Here is a 16,042-nt window from a genome sequence, read left to right as displayed (position 1 = left end):
CTGGGCCTCCCCCGCGACCAGCTAGATCCAATACCCTACTTGACCGCCGAGAACGGCCGTAGGCCCCGGCGGCTACTTCCTGAGGTCGCTGGCAGATTCGAGCCGCTCTTCCTCTACCACGAGGGGGATGGGGATCTGGTTCGCCGCATAGTAGATCGCGATCAGGAAGTGCGCGACAAGAGTGAGCGGCGCGGAGAAGAAGGCGAGGACGACGGTGAGCGGGTAGGCGATGGCGCCGAGACCGAAGCGGACTCGCGTCGCCCGGGCGCCTTCCTTGTCGACCTGTTCGTGGAAGAGGTGCCCGACCCGGGTCACATACCACCAGAAAGCCAGGAACGCCAAGGCATAGGCCACGGTGACGAGGCTGTAGAGCACGGCCGCCGGGCTCGCGGAGCCGTCTTGCATGAGGTGTTCGGCGAGGACGTTGGTGGTGTAGGGAATCACCGACACCACCATGAGCACCAGGAGATTCAGGAACAGCAGCGGACGGTCGACCCGCCTGAGGTGACTGAAGATGGTGTGGTGATTCACCCACATCACTCCGATGATGAGGAAGCTCACCACATAGGCGGCGTAATGCGGCCACTGTTCCCGGACTCCGTGCCAGAACTCGGATCCCGTTCCTTCCGGAACTTTCAATTCCAGGACGAGGATCGTAATGATGATGGCAAATACGCCATCACTGAATGCCTCGATCCGTCCGGTTTCGCGCTCCATGGCCTCCCCTTCGCCCCTGCTTGCATATATCTACTTGCATATATCTACGGCGTGCCACACATACGGGGAGGGCGTACCTGGAACGCCCTCCCCGCACACGCTACCCAGATTTCTGCGTTCAGCCGCCGAAACCGGCCGTCTGCCTCCAGATTCGGCCATCGCGGACCACAAGTGTCCCGAACGCGTGCTCCGGTTCACCGTTCAGGTTCATGATCGCCCGGTAGAAGATGGTGTCGTCCGTCTCGATGTACTCCTGGAGCTCGACCAGGGTCGGCTTCACCGTGAGGTAGCCGGTGAACGTCTCGCGAACGGCGTCGATGCCGACCGAGACACCCTCGAAGCGCAACAGCACCGCGTCGTCGGTGTAGTTCTTCATGACCGCCTCGATGTCCAGGGCGGCCAGCGCCTCCATCTGGCGCACGAACACGGGGTGCAGCTTGGAGATGTCGTACTGGGCCATGTCGACTCCGTTCGTTCAACTGGTGGTGGGAACCTCGGGTGTTGCGGCAGGTGGGGCGCAGGAGCGGGCACTGCCGGCGAAGGGCAGCCGGACCGCCATCCGGGTCTCGCCCGGACGCGAGCGGGCCGTGATGGACCCGTGGTGGCGCTGGGTCACGATGCGGTAGCTGAGGTGCAGCCCCAGGCCCGTGCCCTTGCCCACGTCCTTGGTGGTGTAGAAGGGTTCGAAGATCCGCGGCAGGGATCGCGCCGGGATGCCGCGTCCGGTGTCGGTGATCTCCACGACCATGCAGACGCCCTCGGCGCGGGCGCGCAGGGTGAGGACCCCGGAGCCCTCCATGGCCTCGGCCGCGTTGTCGACCAGGTTGGTCCACACCTGGTTCAACTCGCTCGGATAGCCCGTCAGTTCGGGCAGGCCGGGTTCGTACTCCCGCACGATGCTGATCCCGGCGAGCTTGGCACGCAGGACGACCAGCGTGTTCTCCAGTCCGTCGGTGACCTGGAAGCGCTGCTCGGGGGCGCGGTCGAGATTGGCGTAATCGCGGGTCGCCGAGACGAGTTGGGAGATCCGCGGACCGGCCGCCCGCAGCTCCGCGGCGAGCGAGCGGATCTCCAGGAGGGCCGCCAGGTGGTCGAGGGCGGCCGGCAGGGACGGCTCGCCGACCCCCTCCAGCCGTTCCAGCAGCCAGCCGAGCTCCAGACCGAGGTCCGAGACCCCCGAGCCGAGCAGGCCGGGCCGTTCGGTGCCCGCTTCCTCCGCCCAGTCGGTGATCTCCTCCTCGGCATCGGCCTGGGCCAGCGCGTCGGTGCTCACCGGTGGCGGCAGCTTGTCCAGCTCGTCCGCCAGCCGGTCGAACACCGAGCGCTCGGCGCCGGTGGCGGCCGCGCCCCAGGCCTGGGCGGTGCGGGTGAGCCGGCCCAGGGCGGGGGCCAGTTCCTGCGCGGCCCGGGCCACCGCGGCCGCCGGGTTGTTCAGCTCGTGGGCGAGGCCCGCGGCCAGGGTGCCGAGCGCCTCCACGGTGGCCCGTTTGCGGGCCTGCACCTCGGAGGACTTGATCCGCCAGGCCAGCACGGGGATCAGTACGGCGGCCACCCCGTGGCAGCGGGTCAGCATCTCGAAGAAGACCGGCTTCGCGTAGGCCACGACGGTGGTCGAGGGCCCGCTCGCGGCCGCGGTGGCCACGTAGGCGCCCTCGGTGAGCAGGGGCAGCTCGCCGGTGAAGCGGTGGGCGGCGGACGGTTTGCCGTCGTGGTCCTCGGCGGCGGCGCTCTCCTCCTCGGTGGAGTGCCGGGTGAGCACCTCCTCCCGGCCGTCGACGACCTTGGTGACGACCAGTCCGCCCGAGAGCAGCACGTGGAAGCCGGTCGCCTCCTCGCCGTCGCGGAAGAGCACCTCCCCGTCGGCGAGGACCCTCGGCTCTGAGACCGACACCAGCCAGTCCAGCTGCTCCTCGGTGATCCCGGCGAAGATCTCCAGTCCGCGCAGGGCGGACCGCAGCTCCCCCCGGCCCGGGTCCGCGGCGCTCACGCGGCCCTCCCCCCGGCCCGGGTGCGGGCAGCCAGCCGCAGGGTGACCACCAGGGCCAGCGCGCACACCGCGGCGACGGCGGCCATGAACCCGACCGAGGTGCGGTGCAGCCCGTGGATGTTGGTGAGCATCCCGGCGAGGACGGCCGGCACGCTCATCGCCAGGTACGCGAACACGTAGACCGCTGCGGTCAGTTCCCCCCGGTGCGCCGGGTCGGCGAGCCCGCTCAGCGCCCGGAAGGAGCCGAGGAACGCGGCGCCCCAGCCGCTGCCGAGCACCGCGGTGGCCACCAGGAACACGGCGGCCGAACCGAGCCCGAGCGAGAGCAGGACCAGGCCGAGTCCGGCGAGCAGTCCGCACAGCCCGAGCACGGCGGTGCGCAGGGCCTCGGTGCGGCCCAGCACCAGCTGGGCCACGGTGGCCGCGCCCGCGAGCAGCGCGACCGTGCCGCCGCCGACCAGGTAGTTGGTGGACTCCAGGAGCGAGAGCGCCAGGTGCGGGCCGAGCGAGAGGTAGAAGCCGCCCACCGACCAGACCGCGATGATGGTCAGGACCAGGACGGCGAAGGCGCGGCGGGAGCCGGCGGGCACGTGGATGCGGTGCGGGACCACCCGGAAGCGGCCGCCCGCCCCGGGAGCGCTCTCGCGCATGCGGAGCACGCCCACCAGGGCCGCGGCGAAGGCCCCGATCAGCAGCAGGTAGCTCAGGACGGTCGGCGCGGGGGCGAACTGGACGAGGAGGCCGGCCCCGATCCCGCCGAGCCCGATCCCCACGGTCGGCCCCGCGCTGTTGACCTGGGCGCCGAGCGCGGGCCGCGCCGCCGGGGCGAGTTCCAGCAGGGCCGCGCCCATGGCCCCGGTGGCCAGGCCCACGGCGAGGCCCTGGACGGCGCGGGCGGCGAGCAGCAGCCCCAGCCCCTGGGCCCCGGCGAACAGTCCCATCGAGACGATCGCCAGGATCAGCCCGGCGGCCAGGACGGGCCGCCGGCCGAGGGTGTCGGACAGCGACCCGAACAGCAGGAGCCCGGCGAGCACGGTGACCGCGTACAGGGCGAAGACCACCGTGATGGTGCCGGAGGACAGCGCCCACTTCTCCTGGTAGAGCACGTAGAGGGCGGAGGGCACGGAGGAGGAGAGCATCAGCAGGACGAGGACCGCACCCACCACCCAGAAGCCGGTGCCTCTGGGCGCGCGGGCCGCCGCCGGTGCGGCTGGGTGCACGCTGACCCCCGTGGTCGTCTTGGATGTGTCGGCCACTGCTCGTTCAACTCCCCCGTGATGGGCCCCCGGGAGGGGGCCCGTGGTGTGCGGTCAGGCGAGGGCCTGGGCCCTGGCCAGCGCGCGGGCCGTGAGGACCCCCGCGAGGTGGCCGAGGTACTCGGCCGAGGTGCCGCGCCCGGGGACGAACAGCTCCCGGGGCTCGGCGCGGAAGGCGGCGAGGACGGCGTCCGTGGTGTACGGGCCCGCGCGCAGCCGGTCTTCGACCCCGCGCAGGCGCAGCGGGCGGGCGGTGGCGCCGGTGACGGCGATGCGCGGGCCGCCTGCCGTGATCCGTACGGCGGTGGCGCACACCGGGTAGCGGGTGGCCCGGTCGGCGGTCTTCTCGAAGGCGGCGGCCCGGCCGGCCCCGGGCACCAGCAGGGCGGTGACGACCGTGCGCGCGGGGACGCCGGAGGCCGCGAACTCCTCGGCCGGTACGGTCGACAGCCCGCCGGGACCGGCCAGTTCGACCCGGGCGTCGGCGGCGAGGGCGGCCACCGGCAGGTCGGTGGCCCGGCCGCCGGCGGCGAGGTTGCCGCCGACGGTGCCGAGGTTGCGGACCTGGGGGTCGCCGTTGGCGCGTGCCGCGGCGGCCAGCTCCGGTGCCCCGGCCCGGACCAGCGGGTCCGCGGAGAGCTCGGCGAGGGTGGTGAGGGCCCCGATCCGCAGGCCTCCGGGACCGCGGGCGACGCCCCGCAGCTCCTCGAGCCGGCGGATGTCGACCAGCAGCCGGGCGCGGTCGGCCCCGGTGCGCAGGTCGGGGAGCAGGCTCTGCCCTCCGGCCAGGACCCGGGCGCCGGGTGTTCCGGCCAGCAGGGTCAGCGCCTCCTCGAGACCGACGGGCCGGACGTAGTCGAACTCGGTCAGGATCACTGGGCTTCCCCTCTCAGGCGGCGCCAGACCTTCTCGGGGGTGAGCGGCATGTCGATGTGCCGGACGCCCAGATCGGAGAGGGCGTCGACGACGGCGTTGACCACGGCCGCGGCGGGCGGGACGGTGGCGATCTCGCCCGCGCCCTTGGCGCCGAGCGGGTTGTGCGGGCTGGGCGTGACCGTCTTGTCGAGGTCGAAGAACGGCACGTCGGCCGCGCGGGGCAGGGCGTAGTGGCTGAGGTCGGAGCTGATGAGCAGCCCGTTCTCGTCGTATTCGGCGGCCTCCATGAGGGCCTGGCCGAGGCCGTGCACGATGCTGCCCTCGATCTGGCCGAGCACCACCTTGGGGTTGCCGATGTGTCCGGCGTCGTCGACGGCGGTGTAGGCCACCACCTCGGTCTCGCCGGTCAGTTCGTCGACCTCGACGACCGCGACGTGCGTCCCGAAGGGGTAGTTGAAGTCCGGCGGGTCGAAGTGGGTGGTCTCGTCGAGGGCCGGCTCGATCTCCGGAGGCAGGCCCCAGCCGTACCACATGGCCATGGCCAGCTCGGCGAAGGTCTTGGTGTTGGCCTCGTTGCCCTCTTCGTGGACCGCGCCGCCCGCGTAGACGACCTTCTCCTCGGGGACGCCCAGGAAGACGGCGCCGGCCTTGACCAGCTTGCTCTTGATCTTCCGGGCGGTGAGGGCGACGGCGGGCGCGGCCATGCTGTAGGAGCGGGAGCCGTAGGTGCCCTGCCCGTAGGGGGCCTTGTGCGTATCGCCCTCCAGGACCTGGACGGTGTCCGGGTCGATGCCGAGCTCCTCGGCGGCGACCTGGGCGAAGACCGTGCCGTGGCTCTGCCCGGTGGAGGCGGAGCCCACGGTGACCGTGACCTCGCCGGTGGGGTGGACCCGGATGTTCGCGCTCTCCCAGGTGCCGCCCAGCATGCCCTCCTGGGACATCCGGGTGGAGGGGCCCACTCCGCAGATGGCCACGTAGGTGGCGAGGCCGACGCCGAGCCGCTTGCCGCGGGCGCGGGCCTCGGCCTTGCGGGCGGGCATGTCGGCGTACCCCGACAGCTCGATCGCCCGGTCGAAGTTCAGCTGGTAGTCCCCGGAGTCGTAGGTCCAACCCAGGCCGTTGTCGTACGGGAACTTCTCCTTCGGCACCAGGTTCCTGCGCCGTACGGCCGCCGGGTCCATGCCGATCTCGGAGGCGTACCGGTCGACGAGGCGCTCCATGAGGAAGGCTGCCTCGGCGCGTCCGCTGCCGCGCTGGGCGCCGAGCGAGACGGTGTTGGTGAAGGCTGCGTAGACCTCGCAGAACGCGGCGTCGATGTCGTACATCCCGCTGATGGAGCGGCCCATGAGGGCGGTGGCCACACCGGGGCCGATCGTCGACGGGTAGGCGCCGAGGTTGGCGTAGCTGGTGCAGCGCACCGCGGTGATGCGGCCGTCCCGGGTGCCGGCGAGGGTGACGTGCTGGCGGTGGTCGCGGCCCTGGACGGTGGAGTTCATCAGCCCGGTGCGGGTGTCCACCCACTTCACGGGCCGGCCGAGCGCCTTGGACAGCAGCAGGACCAGCGCCATGTCGGGGTAGAGGTACCCCTTGGTGCCGAAGCTGCCGCCGACGGTCGGGGCGATGACGCGGAGCTTGTTGAAGGGGATGCCGAGGACCAGCGCGGAGAGCAGGAAGCGGTGGTTGTGCGGGCCCTGGGTGGAGGCGTAGAGCGTGTACTCGCCGGTGGCGGCCCGGTAGTCGCCGACCGCGCCGCGCGGTTCGATGGGGCTGTTGATGGTGCGCTGGTTGACGAGGTCGAGCTCGACGGTGACCTCGGCCGAGGCGATGGCCGCGTCGGTGCGGTCCTTGTCGCCGCAGGTCCAGTACGCGTTCAGGTTGCCGGGGACGGCCTCGTGCAGCTGGGGCGCGCCCTCGGCGAGCGCCTCGTCTGCCCGGGTGACCACGGGCAGCGGCTCGTACTCGACGGCGATGGCGGCGAGCGCGGCGGCGGCCTGGCGCGGGGTCTCGGCGACGACGACGGCGATGGGGTCGCCGACGTGGCGGACGGTGTCGCCGGTCAGGACCGGGCGGGCGCCGGGAAGTCCGTAGGGGTGGGGCGGGAAGTGGCTCTCGACCCCGCCGGGGATCCAGATGCAGGGCAGCGGCATGACGTCGGTGAAATCGGCCGCGGTGGCCACCTTCAGCACGCCGGGCAGCTGCTCGGCGGCCTTGGTCTCGATGGAGAGGATCTTCGCGTGGGCCACCGGGCTGCCGAGGATCGCCATGTGCGCGGTGCCGGGCAGGTCGATGTCCGCGACGTACGTGGCCTCGCCGCGCAGCAGCTGCGGGTCCTCGCGGCTGTCCAGCGGCCGGCCGAGGACGCCGTTGCCGGGGAGGGAGGTCTCCCCCGTCACTGTGGTCATGTCCCTCACGCCTCCTGTCCGGCAGCGCTGGATGCGGACGGTGCGGCGGCGGTTTCGGCGCGGGCGGCGGCGCAGGCGCGCTGCACGCCGCGTACGACGCTGTGGTAGCCGGTGCAGCGGCAGAGGTTGCCGGTGAGCCACTCGCGGATCTCGGGTTCGGTCGGGGCCTCGCCGTCCGCGGTGCCGTCCACGAGCTCGCCGAGGGCCATGACCATGCCCGGGGTGCAGAACCCGCACTGGGTGCCGTGCTCCTGGCGCAGCGCCTCCTGGAGCCCGGTCAGTTCTCCGCCGGGGGTGGTGACGCCCTCGATGGTGGCCACCTCGGATCCGGCGGCGGACGCCGTGAGGACCAGGCAGCTCTTGACGGACCGGCCGTCGAGCCGGATGACGCAGGAGCCGCACTGGCCGGTGTCGCAGCCGACCTTGGTGCCGGTCAGTCCGAGGCCGTCGCGGAGCCGTTCCACGAGCAGTTCGTTCGGCTGGGCCGAGAACTGCTCGGGTCTTCCGTTCACGTTCAGTGTGATATCCATGCCAGCGCCTGCGCTTCCGTGAGCGGCCGGTTGAAGAGGGGCCCGCCGGGCTGCTGGAGAATTCCCCCGGAGTGCAGCGGGCCGGTGTCCACGGGTGCGAATCCCAGATCCGTGATGATTCCCGCGATGATTTCCTTCGCTTTCCCGTCGTCGCCCGCCGTGTAATGCGCCAGGCGCTCACCGGACGCCGTGCCGGCGACGGCGAGAGTTTCGAAGTGCATGGTGTTCAGGGATTTCACGACCTGGGCGCCGGGATACCACTCGGCGACCAGGTCGCTGGAGCCGCGCCCGCCAAGGTCGGCGGGGTCACCGGGGCCGCTGAACGCGTTGGTGGCGTCCACCAGCACCTTGTCCTGCACCACGTGCGGCGGGAGGAGCCCGCGCACGTCGGCGAACGGCACCATCAGCACCAGGAGTTCGGCCTGCCCGGCGGCCTTGGCGGGGTGCGCCGCCGAGGCCGCCGGTCCCAGCTCGGCCACGAGCGGGCCGAGGGTCTGCGGCCCCCGGGCGTTGGCGAGCACGACCTCGTGGCCTGCCGCCACGAGGATCCGTGCGAGGACCGTGCCGATCCGTCCGGTGCCGATGATGCCTGTCCGCATTGACGCTCCTCAGTTGCCGGTCCCGGTGCCGAGGCCGTCTCGGATCCGGGCAGGGGGTCGGGTCAGTCCATGCCGATCCAGACCGACTTGGTCTGGGTGTAGCTCTCCAGGGATTCGGGCCCGCACTCGCGCCCGAACCCGGAGGCCTTGTAGCCGCCGTAGGGCACCGAGGGGTCGTACTGGTTGTAGCAGTTGACCCAGACCGTGCCGGCCTTGATCTGCGAGGCCACCCGGTGGGCGCGGCGCAGGTCCTTGGTGTGGACGCCGGCGGCGAGGCCGTACGCGCTGTCGTTGGCGATGCGCACGGCGTCCTCCTCCGTGTCGAAGGGGATGATCGACAGGACGGGGCCGAAGATCTCCTCCTGGGCGATGCGCATCCCGTTGTCGACGCCGGTGAAGACGGTCGGCAGGAAGTAGAGGCCTTCGGTGGAGGCGCCCTCGGGCGTCCACCCGGTGCCTCCGGTGCGCAGGACGGCGCCTTCCTTCTCGCCGACCTCGATGTAGGAGCTGACCTTGTCGAACTGGCCTCGGTGGGCCAGCGGCCCGAAGAGGGTCTGCGGGTCGCGCGGGTCGCCGGGCTTGAGGGCGGCGGCCCGCCGGACCAGGCGTTCGACCATCTCGTCGTGGATGGGCCGCTGCAGGAGCAGGCGGGAGCCGGCGGTGCAGATCTCGCCCTTGTTGTAGTAGATGCCGAAGAAGGCGAGCTCCTCGGCCGCGTCGAGGTCGGCGTCGGCGAAGACGATGTTGGCGGACTTGCCGCCGAGCTCCATCGTCACCTTCTTCAGGGTGCCGGCCGCCTTGCGGATGATGGACTGGCCGACCGCGGTGGAGCCGGTGAAGGCGATCTTGTCGATGTCCCGGTGGTCGGTCAGGGTCTCGCCCAGTTCCACGCCGGGACCGGTGACCACGTTCAGCACGCCGTCCGGGATCTCCGCCTCCTGGAAGAGCTCGGCGATCTTCAGGGCGGTGAGCGGGGTGGCCGGGGAGGGCTTGTGGACGACCGTGTTGCCCGCCGCCAGCGCCGGTGCGATCTTCGTCATCGACAGCAGGAGCGGGAAGTTGAACGGGGTGATGGCGCAGACCACGCCCAGCGGCTCGCGCAGGGTGTAGGCCAGCTGCCCGCCGGCCGGGGCCCGCGAGGAGCCGTCGACGCGGGTCACCGCACCGGCGTAGTAGTGCATGAGCTGTGCGGCCATGGGGGCGTCGACCGTGCTGGAGAAGGCGAACGGCTTGCCCATGTCCACGGTCTCCAGCAGGGCGATCTCCTCCAGGTCGCGCTCGATGAGCTCGCCGACCCGGTTCAGCCGCAGCGCGCGTTCCTGCGCGGAGAGTCTGCTCCACGGACCTTCTTCGTACGCCTTGCGGGCCGCGGCGACGGCCGCGTCCGCGTCGGCGGCGGTGGCCTGGGCCACCGGCACGATCTCCTGGCCGTCGACGGGGCTGATGTCCGGTTCGGTACGGCCGTCCTGGGCGGGGACCCATTTGCCGCCGATGAACAGCTTCCCGGGGTTGGCCAAGGGCTGGTCGCTGAGCGCGCGCTTGGTCATGGCTGCCTTCCGGTGTCGGATGCGGGGGCTGTGCTAGCCCTTCGCGAGCTGGGTTAAGAACGTCTCCGCGAGGGCCTTGGAGGAGTAGGGGTTCTGGCCGGTGGTCAGCTTGCGGTCCACGACGACGTGCGAGTCCCAGATCGCTTCGGCCTTCTCGTAGCGGGCGCCGAGCCGGGTGAGCTCGACCTCGAGGATCAGCGGGAGCCGGCCGGCCATGTTCGTGACGAGCTCCTCGGCGTGCGAGAAGGCCGTCATCCGGTAGCCCTCGAAGGGCCAGCGGCCCTCTCCGTCGCGCAGCGCGAGCAGCGAGGTGTGGCCGTGGCACACCGTGGCGAGCGGCTTGTCCTGGGCGATGACCCAGCGCAGGACCTGGGCGAGTTCGTCGGACTTCGGCAGGTCGCCGATGGCGCCGTGGCCGCCGCTGACGTACACGCCGTCGTAGTCGGCGAGGTCCTTCTCGGTCAGGGACTCCAGCGCGAGGGGGGACGTGAGCTGCGGGGTGTTCTCGATGGCCCGTACGTACGCGGCCGCGTTGGCCTCGTCCTCGTCCGGGGAGCCCTGCGGGCGGACCCACTGGAGGAACTGGGGGTCGATGCTCGTCTGGTCGACGGTCGGCGCACGGCCCCCGATCGTCGCCACGTCCACGGTGTGGCCGGCTGCCTTGAAGAGCTGATAAGGAACGACGAATTCCTCGGCCCAGAATCCCGAGGGGTGCTGTTCGCCGTCCAGCAGATGGAGCGTGGCCTTGGCCGTCATGACGACGAGAATCTTCATGGATTCTCTCCTTGTTCTGGATTCGCTGCCGATTCAACACGGCCCCTACTGGGGGGCGTAAGGGGGCGGCGTCAGGCACGCGATACTTCGTCACGTGCGTCCAACGCCGAGATGATGGTGCGGAATTCACCGACCAGGGGGTGGTCGGGATGGGCTTCTGCGAATATGCGCTCTCCGTACAGTGCCGCCATTTCCGGCGAGTACGGAAGGATTCCGGCCAGCGGTGCGCCGTAGACCTCCTCGGCGCGCCGCCGGGCCGCCTCCCGGTCGATGCCTTCGGGAGCCATGCTCAGTACGAGGGTCCGCCGGCAGGCCAGCCGCCCGGCGAGGGCGATGGTCTCCTCGACCCCGGAGAGGTCGATCCGGTCGGCCCGGGCCATGATCATCAGTACGTCGGCGCTCGCCATGGCGGTCACCGACTCGTTGTTGAGCCCGGCGTGGGTGTCGAGCAGCAGCACGTCGAGGGCGTAGTGCCCGGCCAGCCGGTCGAAGCCCTCCGGGAGCAGCCCCACGTCGTATCCGCTGGTCATGATCTCGCGCAGGGCGGCGGTCCCGGTCCGGGCCGGTACGACGTACAGGCCGGGCACGCCCACCTGCTGGGCCGCGGTCTCGATCTCGCAGCGGCCGAGCAGGTAGTCGGCCAGCGAGGCGCCCGGTCCGAGCCGGAACAGCAGGTCCAGGGTGGGCGACTGGATGTCGGTGTCCACCAGCCCCACCCGGCGCCCCTCGGCCGCGAGGAGCAGCGCGAGGTTCGCCAGTACCGAGGACTTCCCGGTGCCGCCGCGGTGCGAGTGCACCACGATGGTGCGGGTCACCTAGGCCACCACCTGGTGATCGGCACCGGCCACGTACGGCCCCCGCGCCGCGCGTGGCCGGTGCAGGGCCAGCATGGTGACGTCGTCGTGCTGTTCGGCGGTGCCGGTGTGCTCGAGCACCGCCAGGTCCATCCGGTCGACCACGGACTTGCCGCTCACCTGGGTTCCGGCGAGCAGTTCCAGCATCCGTTCGTCACCGAGGAAGCTGCCGTTCGGACAGCGGGCCTCGGGGACCCCGTCGGTGAACACGAAGAGCGTGTCGCCGGGGTTCAGCTGGGCGTAGCCGAGGGTGTAGACGCAGTCGGGCAGTACCCCGACGGCGGGTCCGGTGACCTCCAGGGCGGCCGGCGGGCTGCCGTCGGCCCGCAGCAGGAGGGGCGGGTTGTGGCCGCCGTTGATGTAGACGAGGCTGCCGGTGGCCGGGTCCAGCACCCCGAAGAAGAGGGTGGCGAAGTAGCCCTGCCGCAGGTGGTTGCGGGTGAGGTAGCCGTTGGTGGCGGTGACCGCGTTGAGCAGCGGGGTGGCGCCGACCACCGGGATGCGTCTGCTGCCGCCGGCGCGCCCGGCGGCCACCAGGTGCTGGAGGCCGCTGTTCTCGGCGGTGTGCCGCAGCAGCGAGCGGATGAGTGCCATGAAGAGCGCCGCACCCACGCCCTTGTCGCAGACGTCGGCGACGACGAGGGCGAGCCGGCGGCCGCGGGAGATCTCGAAGACGTCGTAGAAGTCCCCCGCGACCTGCCGGGCCGGCCGGAACCGTACGTCGATCTCCCAGCCGTCGGGGACCGGCAGCGATTCCGGCAGGAAGCCCGCCTGGATCTCCCGGCCGATCTCCAGTTCCTTCTCGTACCCCATGAGTTCGGCGCGGGCGTCGGCTTCGCGCAGGGTGCGGCCGAGTCCGGCGCGCTCCGAGCAGCTGTGCAGCCGGGCCCCGACGAGGGCGGGCAGGAAGGGCGGTACGAGGTAGTCGTGCCCGATCCGGACGTGCTCCTCCAGGGCGGCGAACTCGGTCACCGTCCAGACGACGACGATGGGCGCCCCGGCCCAGCGGCGCAGCCGGCGTACGGCCAGCCGTACGGCCTCCCCGTCGGTTTCGGCGGGGGCGAGCAGTACGTCCGCGACGGGCAGCAGGTCCTGCGGGCCGTCGCGGAGCTCCGCCAGCGTTCTGGTGGTGAGTTCCGCGTCCATGGTCCGCAGCGCCGTCAGCAGCTCGGGCGGCGGGGGCGGGTACTCGTCGAGGATGATCATGGTCGTGGAGGGCATGGGTCCGTCCCCTCAGCCTTCACAGTCAGTGTGCTGATGTTGCGGCCGTCCCTGTGCACGTAGCCGAACTCGTCCACGCTGGTCAGTGCCAGGTGGATGCCGAGGCCGCCGATCCGCCGGTTCTCGGGCGCGACCCCGGGGGCGGGCGGAAGGCGGCCTTCGACGGGGTCGAAGGGGGGTGCGGCGTCCTCGATGGTGATCCGGACTCCGCCGGGGCCGGAGCGGCCGCGGACGGTGATCCGTCCGTCGCCGCCCCGGTACCCGTGCATCACGATGTTCGTGGCCAGCTCGTCCACGGCCAGCCGGAGCCGGTAGGCGGCGCCCTTGTCCAGGCCCGCCCGTCCGGCCAGCCGCAGGACGAACGAGGCGATCTCGCCCAGTGCCCCCACCGTCGCGGGCACCTCCAGTACGCAGGACGTCCTCGCCAGTTCGACCATGTCAGTCACGGTGGTCACTCATCGGAGAGGACGATGCTGCGGTCGAGTCCGGCCGTCCGGATGGTCCGGGAGACGGGCTCGATGGCACCGACCACCTTGATGGCGACGTTGCCGGCGACCTTCTGCCGGGCGAAGACCAGGGAGCGCAGTCCGGCGCTGGCCATGTAGCCCACGCCGGCCATCCGGATCTCGACGGTGGTGGTGCCGTGGCCCGCGGCCTTCTCGATGGTCTGGTGGAACTCCGGTGCGGTCTTGGCGTCCAGCTCACCCGTCAGCTCGATCACGGTGGTGTCGCCCTCGATGCTCAGGGACACGGAAAGCGGCATGTCAGGTCTCCTTCGGTCAGGGCGTGTCGAAGCGCTCGGGGTCGTTGGTGCGGCCCACCAGGATCACGACCGAGCGCGGGCCGATCAGGTACTTCCCCGCGTTGTCCAGCTCCTGCTCGGTGTCCGGGGTGCGGATGTCGTGCGGCGCCTCGGCGCCCGTGTCGGCGAACAGGTGCCAGCTGCGGCCGCCGGGCAGGGCGGGCAGCTCCAGGTCGTGCGCCTCCCAGTGCGAGTTCATGGCCACGTACACCACGTCGTCGTCGCCGGTGCCGCAGCGGGCCACCGCCAGCAGCCGGCTCTCGTCCGACCAGTCGGGCTGCCAGGCCCGCTCCCCGTGCCAGCTGATGTCCGGCAGGCCGAGGTGCTCGCGGACCTGTCCGGTGGGGTGGGAGGTGGAGCGCAGTTCGCGGTGGCGCCCCCGGAAGGCGATCATCTCGCGGGTGAACCGAAGCAGTTCGGCGTTGTCGTCGACCTGGTCCCAGTCGAACCAGGACAGCTCGTTGTCCTGGCAGTACGTGTTGTTGTTGCCCCACTGCGTCCGCGCGACCTCGTCCCCCGCCAGCAGCATCGGGATGCCCTGGCTGGTGAAGAGGATGGCGAGGGCGTTCTTCATCTGCCGGGTCCGCAGCCGGTTGATCTCGGGGTCGTCGGTCGGCCCCTCCGCGCCGCAGTTCCAGCTGTTGTTGTCGTTCGCGCCGTCGTTGTTGTCCTCGCCGTTGGCCTCGTTGTGCTTGTCGTTGTAGGAGACCAGGTCGGCGAGGGTGAACCCGTCGTGCGCGGTCAGGAAGTTGACCGAGGCCGCGGTGCCGCGGCTCGAGTAGAGGTCGGGCGAGCCGGCGATGCGGGTGGCCAGCTCGCCGGTGACCCCGGAGTCGCCCTTGAGCCAGCGGCGTACGGTGTCGCGGTACTTCCCGTTCCACTCCGCCCAGCGGCCGTAGGCCGGGAAGTTGCCGACCTCGTAGAGGCCCCCCGCGTCCCAGGCCTCGGCGATGAGCTTGGTGTGCCGCAGCACGGGGTCGTAGGCCAGCAGTTCCAGCAGCGGCGGGTTGGGCAGCGGGGTGCCGTCCAGGGACCGGCCGAGGATGGCCGCGAGGTCGAAGCGGAAGCCGTCGATGTGGTAGTCGGCGACCCAGTGGCGCAGGCAGTCGAGCACGTAGTTGCGCACGACGGGGTGGTTGCAGTTGACGGTGTTGCCGGTGCCGCTGAAGTTGAAGTAGTACCCCTCGGGCGTGAGCATGTAGTACGTGGAGTTGTCGAGCCCCTTGAAGGAGATCGTCGGCCCCTGCTCGTTGCCCTCCGCGGTGTGGTTGAAGACGACGTCGAGGATGACCTCGATGCCCGCCGCGTGCAGGTCCTTGATCAGGGTGCGGAACTCGTCGCCCTGCATCCCGTACCGCCCGGTGGCCGCGTAGCCGGCCTTCGGTGCGAAGAACGAGACGGTGTTGTAGCCCCAGTAGTCGTAGAGCTTCTCGCCGGTCTCCGGGTTGGAGCGCGGGTTGTCGCTCTCGTCGAACTCGAACACGGGGAGCAGCTCGACGCAGTTCACCCCGAGTTCCTTCAGGTACGGGATCTTCTCGCGCAGCCCCGCGAAGGTGCCGGGTGCGGTGACCCCCGAGGAGGGGTGCCGGGTGAAGCCGCGCACGTGGGTCTCGTAGACGACGAGGTCCTCGGCGCGGATGCCCAGCGGGGTGTCGTCGCCCCAGTCGAAGTCCTGGAGGCAGACGCGGGAACGGTACTGGTAGCCCCGGTTGTAGTCCGGCTCCACGCCCCACACGTCGCGGCCGGCGATCAGCCGGGCGTAGGGGTCGGAGAGGACCTGCCGGGCGTCGAAGCGGTGGCCGCTGACCGGGTCGTAGGGGCCGTCGGCCCGGTACCCGTACTCGATGTTCTCGTGGTCGAGGCCGAAGACCGTCATGGCGAAGACGCTGCCGGTGCGGAATTCCTCGGGGAACTCCAGCTCGGCCATCGGCTCGGGCTCTCCGCGCTTGAAGATGACCAGGGTCATGGAGGTGGCCTGGTCGGAGAAGACGGAGAAGCTGACCCCGCCGGGGACCACGTTGGCCCCGAAGGGGAACGGTTTGCCGGCGCGGACGCGGTACCCGCCCACCTCGTGGGTCGGGTAGGCGTCCACCCGCAGGACCTGCTCGGCCTGGGCCTCGCTCATCGCGCGGCCTTGGCCTTGGCCTTGGCGGCCGCGGCCGCCGCCTCGCCGGTCTCGAAGAAGTCGAGGAAGCCGGTGGCCGACATGACGAACCGCACTTCCTCGCTCACCCCGTACAGGGTGACGGCGACGCCGGCGTGCTGCGCCTCGCGGTAGACGACGAGCAGGGTGCGCAGGCCCGCGCTGGACACGTAGGTGACCGCCGTGAGGTCGATCTTCAGCGGCCTGCCCTCGCGGACCAGCGGCAGCAGGGCCTGGAGCAGCGATCCGGATGTCTCGCTGTTGATCTCACCGGTGGCGACGAGTACGGTCCCCGTCTTGTTCCGGCGTTCCTTGACGTTGAGAGTCATTGCCT

16 protein-coding genes are annotated in these 16,042 nt (G+C 71.1%); all 16 read right to left on the bottom strand.

Annotation, left to right across the window (positions count from 1 at the left end; genetic code table 11):
- Positions 1 to 72 precede the first annotated feature (72 nt).
- Complete coding sequence (locus AB0D66_RS07650) at positions 73 to 717, bottom strand: TMEM175 family protein (RefSeq protein WP_362298142.1); 645 nt, start codon at positions 715 to 717, stop codon at positions 73 to 75.
- A gap of 118 nt (positions 718 to 835) precedes the next feature.
- Entirely contained in the window at positions 836 to 1,177 is a 342-nt protein-coding gene (locus tag AB0D66_RS07645) for a nuclear transport factor 2 family protein (RefSeq protein ID WP_362298139.1), read from the bottom strand.
- A gap of 15 nt (positions 1,178 to 1,192) precedes the next feature.
- On the bottom strand, positions 1,193 to 2,704 hold the full coding sequence (locus AB0D66_RS07640) for an ATP-binding protein (RefSeq protein WP_362298136.1): 1,512 nt from the start codon (positions 2,702 to 2,704) through the stop codon (positions 1,193 to 1,195).
- Positions 2,701 to 3,960 carry an MFS transporter gene (locus AB0D66_RS07635; protein WP_362298133.1) on the bottom strand — a complete coding sequence of 420 codons (1,260 nt, stop codon included), beginning with the start codon at positions 3,958 to 3,960 and terminating at the stop codon, positions 2,701 to 2,703. The genes AB0D66_RS07640 and AB0D66_RS07635 overlap by 4 nt, the downstream gene beginning before the upstream one ends.
- A gap of 54 nt (positions 3,961 to 4,014) precedes the next feature.
- Complete coding sequence (locus AB0D66_RS07630; RefSeq protein ID WP_362298130.1) at positions 4,015 to 4,836, bottom strand: FAD binding domain-containing protein; 822 nt, start codon at positions 4,834 to 4,836, stop codon at positions 4,015 to 4,017.
- Positions 4,833 to 7,238, bottom strand: coding sequence for a xanthine dehydrogenase family protein molybdopterin-binding subunit (locus tag AB0D66_RS07625; RefSeq protein WP_362298127.1), 2,406 nt, complete (start codon positions 7,236 to 7,238; stop codon positions 4,833 to 4,835). Before AB0D66_RS07625 ends, AB0D66_RS07630 begins: the two co-directional genes overlap by 4 nt.
- 5 nt (positions 7,239 to 7,243) lie before the next feature.
- Positions 7,244 to 7,756 carry a (2Fe-2S)-binding protein gene (locus AB0D66_RS07620; RefSeq protein ID WP_362298290.1) on the bottom strand — a complete coding sequence of 171 codons (513 nt, stop codon included), beginning with the start codon at positions 7,754 to 7,756 and terminating at the stop codon, positions 7,244 to 7,246.
- The gene (locus AB0D66_RS07615; RefSeq protein WP_362298124.1) at positions 7,753 to 8,367 is read right to left on the bottom strand and encodes an NAD(P)-binding domain-containing protein; all 615 of its coding nucleotides are present in this window, start codon (positions 8,365 to 8,367) and stop codon (positions 7,753 to 7,755) included. The genes AB0D66_RS07620 and AB0D66_RS07615 overlap by 4 nt, the downstream gene beginning before the upstream one ends.
- Positions 8,368 to 8,429: 62 nt before the next feature.
- Positions 8,430 to 9,914, bottom strand: coding sequence for an aldehyde dehydrogenase family protein (locus AB0D66_RS07610; RefSeq protein ID WP_362298122.1), 1,485 nt, complete (start codon positions 9,912 to 9,914; stop codon positions 8,430 to 8,432).
- Between the two features lie 33 nt (positions 9,915 to 9,947).
- Positions 9,948 to 10,688 carry a type 1 glutamine amidotransferase domain-containing protein gene (locus tag AB0D66_RS07605; protein ID WP_362298120.1) on the bottom strand — a complete coding sequence of 247 codons (741 nt, stop codon included), beginning with the start codon at positions 10,686 to 10,688 and terminating at the stop codon, positions 9,948 to 9,950.
- A 71-nt stretch (positions 10,689 to 10,759) separates the two neighbouring features.
- On the bottom strand, positions 10,760 to 11,503 hold the full coding sequence (locus tag AB0D66_RS07600; RefSeq protein WP_362298117.1) for a MinD/ParA family protein: 744 nt from the start codon (positions 11,501 to 11,503) through the stop codon (positions 10,760 to 10,762).
- The gene (locus AB0D66_RS07595; protein WP_362298114.1) at positions 11,504 to 12,763 is read right to left on the bottom strand and encodes a PP2C family protein-serine/threonine phosphatase; all 1,260 of its coding nucleotides are present in this window, start codon (positions 12,761 to 12,763) and stop codon (positions 11,504 to 11,506) included.
- A complete protein-coding gene (locus AB0D66_RS07590) occupies positions 12,745 to 13,218 on the bottom strand; it encodes an anti-sigma regulatory factor (protein WP_362298110.1) in 474 nt (157 codons plus the stop codon). Before AB0D66_RS07590 ends, AB0D66_RS07595 begins: the two co-directional genes overlap by 19 nt.
- Positions 13,215 to 13,526, bottom strand: a complete 312-nt coding sequence (locus AB0D66_RS07585) for an STAS domain-containing protein (protein WP_362298107.1) — start codon at positions 13,524 to 13,526, stop codon at positions 13,215 to 13,217. Before AB0D66_RS07585 ends, AB0D66_RS07590 begins: the two co-directional genes overlap by 4 nt.
- Positions 13,527 to 13,542: 16 nt before the next feature.
- Positions 13,543 to 15,690 (bottom strand): glycogen debranching protein GlgX, encoded by a 2,148-nt coding sequence (gene glgX, locus AB0D66_RS07580; protein WP_362298103.1) that lies wholly within the window; start codon positions 15,688 to 15,690, stop codon positions 13,543 to 13,545.
- Entirely contained in the window at positions 15,687 to 16,037 is a 351-nt protein-coding gene (locus tag AB0D66_RS07575) for an STAS domain-containing protein (RefSeq protein WP_362298100.1), read from the bottom strand. The genes glgX and AB0D66_RS07575 overlap by 4 nt, the downstream gene beginning before the upstream one ends.
- Positions 16,038 to 16,042 lie beyond the last annotated feature (5 nt).

The sequence above is a fragment of the Streptomyces sp. NPDC048270 genome, from assembly GCF_040652335.1.
GTDB lineage: Bacteria > Actinomycetota > Actinomycetes > Streptomycetales > Streptomycetaceae > Streptomyces.
The sequence above is the reverse complement of the archived record's forward strand: the minus strand, read 5'-3'. Positions and strand labels throughout refer to the sequence as shown.

What these genes read in the sequence shown, in the direction of transcription:
- AB0D66_RS07645 (WP_362298139.1), bottom strand. Translation starts at nt 1,177, where the DNA reads ATGGCCCAGTACGACATCTCCAAGCTGCACCCCGTGTTCGTGCGCCAG.
- glgX (WP_362298103.1), bottom strand. Translation starts at nt 15,690, where the DNA reads ATGAGCGAGGCCCAGGCCGAGCAGGTCCTGCGGGTGGACGCCTACCCG.
- AB0D66_RS07610 (WP_362298122.1), bottom strand. Translation starts at nt 9,914, where the DNA reads ATGACCAAGCGCGCGCTCAGCGACCAGCCCTTGGCCAACCCCGGGAAG.
- AB0D66_RS07625 (WP_362298127.1), bottom strand. Translation starts at nt 7,238, where the DNA reads ATGACCACAGTGACGGGGGAGACCTCCCTCCCCGGCAACGGCGTCCTC.
- AB0D66_RS07575 (WP_362298100.1), bottom strand. Translation starts at nt 16,037, where the DNA reads ATGACTCTCAACGTCAAGGAACGCCGGAACAAGACGGGGACCGTACTC.
- AB0D66_RS07615 (WP_362298124.1), bottom strand. Translation starts at nt 8,367, where the DNA reads ATGCGGACAGGCATCATCGGCACCGGACGGATCGGCACGGTCCTCGCA.
- AB0D66_RS07605 (WP_362298120.1), bottom strand. Translation starts at nt 10,688, where the DNA reads ATGAAGATTCTCGTCGTCATGACGGCCAAGGCCACGCTCCATCTGCTG.
- AB0D66_RS07585 (WP_362298107.1), bottom strand. Translation starts at nt 13,526, where the DNA reads ATGCCGCTTTCCGTGTCCCTGAGCATCGAGGGCGACACCACCGTGATC.
- AB0D66_RS07595 (WP_362298114.1), bottom strand. Translation starts at nt 12,763, where the DNA reads ATGCCCTCCACGACCATGATCATCCTCGACGAGTACCCGCCCCCGCCG.
- AB0D66_RS07650 (WP_362298142.1), bottom strand. Translation starts at nt 717, where the DNA reads ATGGAGCGCGAAACCGGACGGATCGAGGCATTCAGTGATGGCGTATTT.